Origin of the sequence: Cupriavidus gilardii, assembly GCF_008801915.1 — a bacterium.
Taxonomy (GTDB): domain Bacteria; phylum Pseudomonadota; class Gammaproteobacteria; order Burkholderiales; family Burkholderiaceae; genus Cupriavidus; species Cupriavidus gilardii.
In genome coordinates this window covers 1-2,063 of the sequence record NZ_VZOV01000059.1, presented here as the reverse complement: position 1 = coordinate 2,063, position 2,063 = coordinate 1, and the positions used below count along the sequence as shown (strand labels likewise).

Genomic DNA, 2,063 nt, shown 5'->3' with positions numbered 1-2,063 from the left:
CCGGCGGCCTGGGCGCGGGTGCCGGCATACGAGATGCTTTGCGCGCTGTCCGGACAATGGCATTCGAATCGGCACGAGGTCGCCAGGCGCATCTACAAAGAGTTGCTCGCCGCCGCGCCCACGCCGCCGGCTAGCGATACGGCGCCCGATCGCTTGCAAGAGCTGATGCGCAGCCGTCTGACGCCGTTCGGGCTGCTGACACGCGCGCTGCGCGTTGTCTGCGGCGCGTCTCTCATGGACATGGCCAACGATATGGGCATGACGCCAGCGCAGCTGTCTGCGCTGGAGCACGGGCGCGCCGAATTGACGCTGAGTGTGGTGCAGGGCGCTAGCTGGTTCTTCCGTTCGCGCGGTATCCAGATGACCAAGCCCGCGTTGTTCGCCGCGATGATGTCGTCCAACGCTCCGCGACCCTTTGGAGATCCCTATGCCGAATGACCAGATGCGCGAGGCGTTCGAGGCAGCGATGGTTCGCCGATTCGGCTGCGCGGAAGGGGAGTTCAAGCGCGATGCCGAAGGTTGCTATGTCAATCGGTCTTGGCATGACGCCTTTATTGGCTGGCAAGCCGGCGTCGTCGCTGGCATGGAGCGGGCAAAGGTGATCGCCATAGCCTGCGATATGGGCGGCCTGTCGGTGGGCGATGTCATTGACGCCATCCGCGCGGAGATCAAAGGGACTGGCCATGAAGGTTAAACGCATCCGCAAGGTCGGCGCCCGGCGCGACCGCGTCGTCACCGACAAGCTGCGCATCACGCCCGATTGGGTGCCGTCGGCGAAGAACGTCAACGCGCTGCCCCGCCCGCTGCGCGACTACATCCACCGGCTCATCGCATTCGACCCGCAGCACTACGTCCAGAAAGTTGCCGTGCTGCAGGACCACATCCGCATGGTCGAGGCTGACAACGAGCGGCTGCGCCGGAGGATCGAATGGGAGCGGGATGCGGTCGCGCGGGAGGTCAAGCCCGCTGCGCCCACCTTCGCCGACTGGCAGGCGTTCCACGATTCCATGTGCCAGGCCGGTGCCGCCCAGCAGGACGTGGCTCGAGCAGCGGCGGAGCGGGATGAGGCCGGGCTGGGGATGTTAGTGGCAGTGACGAGCGGTAGAGCAGGGTAGGGACGGTCAATGACCGGGAAATCGGAAGCAAGAGTGACGACGGGGGCCTCGATGGATCTGGAAAAGCGGTTGGAGAATTGGGCGAAGGCGAACCGAGTGGGAGGGCCGCGGCCCGGGTACTGTGCCCCGTGGGCCAAGCTGGCGGACATCCTCGCGAACGGGCCGCACGTCCCGGAGATCGTCGAGATCGATCAGGCGGACGCTGAACGAGTCACGAGGGCTTGGCGCCTGCTGGATCGCCACCAGCAGCTCCTGCTGAAGCTGTCCTATGTCACCAACATGCCGCCGTGGCTGGTCTGCCGGAAGCTCGGCATCCGCCAGCGCCCCCACAGCGTCTTTGATCTGGAGATGGCCCGGGCCAAACACATGCTGCGGCAACACCTCGCGCGAATCGACGACGAGGGTGTTGTAAACCGGAAAAAGATGCCCTATACTGCGCCGGACAACTTGATTCCGGCCCTTGCCGAGACCGCCGCCTAGTGGGCGGCGCTCGCCCGGAAGAAAGAGAGGCCCGCCAATGAGCGGGCTTTTGCGTTTACTCACGCATGGCACCTCATCCGCTGCGGACCGCGGCGGTGAACTGACCCGGCCGGGTACGAGGTGTCAGCCGTGAGGGAAATGCTGACGCAGCGCTGAGAATACTCGAGCCGAGCGTCGCAGGAGATCAGCGCCTGCCCCTCAACCAGTCTCCTCTCGCGCCCACCGCGAGTTCGCCCAGCCATCCGCTGGGCTTTTTTATTTCCACAGCGCCGATGTCGAACGAGACGCCTAACCTCCGCTCCGACGACGGATCGTGGGATAGGGTTGCCGTCATGGCCGTCGTCTGCGAGCGGATCGCGGGCGGGGAGAGCGTTCGGAAGATCTGCTCCGATCCCGATATGCCGGATCGCCGGCTCATCAATCGGTGGATCGCCGCCGACGAAGGTCTGCGCAAGCAGTATTTGGACG

The 2,063-nt window shown here is 65.1% G+C and carries 5 protein-coding genes; all 5 read left to right on the top strand.

Translation table 11 applies throughout. The annotated features are described in order from the left end of the window. Positions 1 to 438, top strand: a 438-nt coding sequence (locus F7Q96_RS26985; protein ID WP_170292935.1) for a helix-turn-helix domain-containing protein, incomplete at its 5' end; no start/stop codon positions are given. Further along, positions 428 to 694 carry a hypothetical protein gene (locus tag F7Q96_RS26340; RefSeq protein WP_053824304.1) on the top strand — a complete coding sequence of 89 codons (267 nt, stop codon included), beginning with the start codon at positions 428 to 430 and terminating at the stop codon, positions 692 to 694. The genes F7Q96_RS26985 and F7Q96_RS26340, both read left to right, overlap by 11 nt. After that, complete coding sequence (locus F7Q96_RS26335; protein ID WP_053824303.1) at positions 684 to 1,115, top strand: hypothetical protein; 432 nt, start codon at positions 684 to 686, stop codon at positions 1,113 to 1,115. The genes F7Q96_RS26340 and F7Q96_RS26335 overlap by 11 nt, the downstream gene beginning before the upstream one ends. A 51-nt stretch (positions 1,116 to 1,166) precedes the next feature. Next, on the top strand, positions 1,167 to 1,595 hold the full coding sequence (locus tag F7Q96_RS26330; protein ID WP_053824302.1) for a hypothetical protein: 429 nt from the start codon (positions 1,167 to 1,169) through the stop codon (positions 1,593 to 1,595). Positions 1,596 to 1,867: 272 nt separating this feature from the next. Then, the coding region (locus tag F7Q96_RS27530; protein WP_457912030.1) for a terminase small subunit-like protein at positions 1,868 to 2,063 on the top strand (196 nt) is incomplete at its 3' end.